General features: G+C 45.5%; 3 protein-coding genes. 1 reads left to right on the top strand and 2 read right to left on the bottom strand.

Annotated elements, in window-relative coordinates:
* Positions 1–485 precede the first annotated feature (485 nt).
* Both ENN47_10895 and ENN47_10890 read right to left on the bottom strand, forming a co-directional pair.
* Entirely contained in the window at positions 486–707 is a 222-nt protein-coding gene (locus ENN47_10895; GenBank protein ID HDP78665.1) for a MarR family transcriptional regulator, read from the bottom strand.
* Positions 708–1079: 372 nt separating this feature from the next.
* Positions 1080–2273, bottom strand: coding sequence for a hypothetical protein (locus tag ENN47_10890; GenBank protein ID HDP78664.1), 1194 nt, complete (start codon positions 2271–2273; stop codon positions 1080–1082).
* Positions 2274–2436: 163 nt separating this feature from the next.
* Here ENN47_10890 and ENN47_10885 point away from each other — a divergent pair.
* A partial coding sequence (locus ENN47_10885; GenBank protein HDP78663.1) for a transporter substrate-binding domain-containing protein occupies positions 2437–3697 on the top strand: 1261 nt, incomplete at its 3' end.

Genomic DNA, 3697 nt, shown 5'->3' with positions numbered 1-3697 from the left:
TTGCTGAATGTCTAGCTAATGCCTCAGGCGAGATGTTGAACGTAGTTCAGATGACAAGAAGTGACGCACTCAGAGTAGCCAAATGTCGTGATCCCCACAGCTACTCTCAGAAGCCCTTTCTTTTCATCCAGAGCTTGACCCGGGATCTCGGCTTCCACTGAAAGGTTATACGTTCGGCGAGGAGGATCTCTTCTACGTTCCAAACCAAGGGCAGAAACCAAGATAGAATTCCATTCACAGCACGTTCCGTACGTGACTACTTACTCCGGTGTCAAGTTCCAGATCTAAAGAGCAATTGTCGTGTTTTTTCAATCCTCTTTCGACAGCTGGACTTGCAATTCGCTCGAAACCATCTCACATGACCCCCGAGATCATCATCCTGCACGTTTTCGAGAAGATATCGATCAACTCCGAGAAGCTTCTTGAAAACTCCTTGAAGACCGCTTCTCATTTCTGTGTAAGCTTTATGATTGTTACTCGTCTGTCTATATTGGACCTTTCTCGTCCGACATAATTCTTCTTTTCAAGTGTTCAAGATCGTCCGCCAGCACCGTAACGTTGCTCTTCGTCATCAAATAAGCCTTTTCAAGAGCAGACATGTTCTGAGGACCCTTGAGACCAATATATAGAAGTATGTAAAACTCCATTGTCTTGAGTTCGGCAGCCTCTTTACTGTAGGAGATAAACTGCGTGAAACTCCTAAGCAAATCGAAAACATTCGAAGAAGCAACAGCCTTTTGGCAATGTAAAGGGGTAGTTGCCGTCTCGAAAACTGTTGACCTTTTTGATAACTGGCTTCAGAGAGATTCGTCGCTTCTTGAGCGAGTTTTGCTCTAGTGGGAAGGTTGGCGGCAGTTCTTCAGCTCTTTGGTGGAACTTGAATAGAGTCGTACTTCAGCGACTTATTACTTGGCAAAGAACGCAAGTGATGCTTTCAAACACCATCCGTGGAGAAGAATATCGATCTCTTCACCTTTCTCCGCTAATACTCTTCTCCAGGCCAGGACTCCCTATAACTCGGAATCATCACCTTAGCTTATAGAATTGATCAAAACAACTCTGATGACTAAAGAAGAAGACTATCTGATAATTTCATCCAAACCCTCGAAAACTCTAACGTCCTCTCTTTGGAGAAGCGCCGAGCACAATTCTTCTCTGCTCTGGTTTCCAAAGACATATTCGATGAAGCTGTAAATCGCTCTGTAAAGATAGCCTTCACCGCCATCTTTCATGAAGTCACCTGTAAATCCCAAATAATGGGCCAACGGAGAGAGACGATCCAGCATTGCAAAGTCGGGATGCTTGGCCTCCGGTATCCTTATGTGAAAAGGCGGAACGGGGCTGGCCTTTATCATATCGGAGATTATTCCCGATTCCTCACGATACTTCCATTCGTCGGTTTCCATAATTAGTGAAGGTATATCAATCCCTCTATTCATCTCGGCATCACTCATTACAAACAGAGCCGGATCAAATGAGAGCAGTGCCTTAATCCTTGGATCATTTATTGAAGCAAAGTAAACTGCTCCTCCTCCACCTGAATGACCGAATGTCACCAGCCTGCTAGTATCAAAGATTCCTGCCAGTTCGTGGTCGCTTTGATTTAGCTTTGCTAGCCAATCTATCACGAAGGAGAGGTCTTCTGCTATCAGCTGCATCGAAAGCCTAACTCCTTCTTCGAATGTCTCGACACCGGGAAGGTCCATCACCCTTTCCCTGTCAAAATGAAACTGCGTGCCGTCGGAGAACTCAACCACCGCCGCTCCATAGGGGTGTTCTACTCCGATAACGACGAATCCTCTACTGGCCATGTACTCTGCAAAAGAAAAATACAGTGGAACAATAGCCGGAGTTCCCGGGGATAGAATCACTACTGGCAGGTTTTTCGCACTTTCCGAAGGCACAGCATTTATGAAAGAGTTCGTCTTTACGGATCTCAGAAACTGGAATAATACGGGAGGAAGATCGTAGTTGTCAGCCAGGCTATTTACGAAGAGCCTGTGATTCCTGAACCATGGACTTCTTCTCTTACCCTCAGTCTCATCTGCCGGATACCATATGTCAATCACCAGCCGTCTTGTCATCTCAACATCGGAGAAGGGGTCAAACCTCGTCTCATCATTCAGTTCGATGACCTGGAGTCCCACTTCATACTCTCCTCCAGGGTTGGGAATCCTCGTCGTAGGAAAGAGGTAGGAGAGAATTCCTAGTACCATAATCGAGAGTACTCCAATGATCAAGCCAATATCTACGATTCCACGAGTTCTTCTCAAAACAATCACCTCTCTCCATTATTACACAGAACTGCTGCGCGCAAGAATATGAGGTCCTCCGGTCAACTGTTTGCTGACAACTCTCCTTAATATGTTCAATAATTTCAACCATATAATGTTATAGTTAGTTCTGAGGAAGCCTATCTTCTTCTGGGAGAGTGTTATGAGAAAAGCATTGTCAACTGCTTTCTTCTTTTTGGTTTTTCTGGTCGTTTTTGCTGAAGCAGAGTACAGGTTCAGCGGTGACATTGACTATCCGCCGTTTGAATATAATAACGAACGAGGAATTCCAGTAGGATTCAATGTTGATATCCTCCGGGCGATTTCCAAGGCTCTCGATTTCGAAATAGAGATAAAACTGCGCACCTGGACGAACGCACGAACCGCGCTTGAGAGCGGTCAAATTGACGGTTTGCTCGGAATGTACTACTCAGAAGGAAGAGATTCGCTCGTGGACTTTTCCAATCCGCATATAGTACTTCATGGGTCCATCTTCTCCAACAAATTTGCCGGTAAGTTTTCTTCGTTGAATGATTTGAGAGAGTCAAGAATAGCCGTACAGAAAGGCGATCTTATGGACGAGATTGTCTCAGCCGAGCTCGTAGGGAGTGATATCGTGAGAGTTGAGTATCCCGAGATCGCTCTCTGGATGCTTAATGAACGGCAGGTTGATGCGGTATTGTTAGGTACTTTGCAGGGACTCTTTCTGCTTGAAGAACTCTCTCTTAAGGATGTCGTGATGTCCGACAATCCCTTTATTCGGCTTGAATACTGTTTCGCAGTGAGAGAGGGAGATCGAGAGTTGGTCTCTTTGCTTAATGAAGGACTCTCTATAATCTCTTCAAATGGGGAATATAGACGAATCTACAACAAGTGGTTTGGAGGTATTGACGGTACGGACACAAGCGACTTCTGGCGGACTTTTCTTCTCTTTCTTCTTCCCGGCGGAATAATCACACTTCTGGTACTTGGCGGTATGTATTTATGGAATAGAGCTTTGAGAAGACAGGTCAGGGAGAAAACGGAATCATTGAGTCAAAGGCTTGAAGAAGAGAAATCGATTGAAGCTCAACTCGCGCTTTCGATAAGGAGATACAAATCGATGTCTGAAACAATATCCGATTATTACTATGAGGTTGAATACTCAGACAATGGGGGCGATCCAGAAGTCTGGAGAAGCGACTCTTACGAAAGGATCAGTGGATACAACATCGATGAACCGGAACTTCAAGAGTTTGACTGGGAGTCGGTAGTCCATCCCGACGATCTCGATTCCTACAGAAGACATGTGGAAAGTGTGCGGTCCGGCAACAGCCAGCAGCTGGAGTACCGAATCATCCGCAAAGACGGCACTATTAGATGGGTAAGCGAATTCTCAAGACCAAGTTACTCAGGCGGAGCTTCCGGCATCAAGAGCATTTGCG

The sequence above is a fragment of the Mesotoga infera genome, from assembly GCA_011045915.1.
Lineage (GTDB): Bacteria > Thermotogota > Thermotogae > Petrotogales > Kosmotogaceae > Mesotoga > Mesotoga infera_D.
The sequence above is the reverse complement of the archived record's forward strand: the minus strand, read 5'-3'. Positions and strand labels throughout refer to the sequence as shown.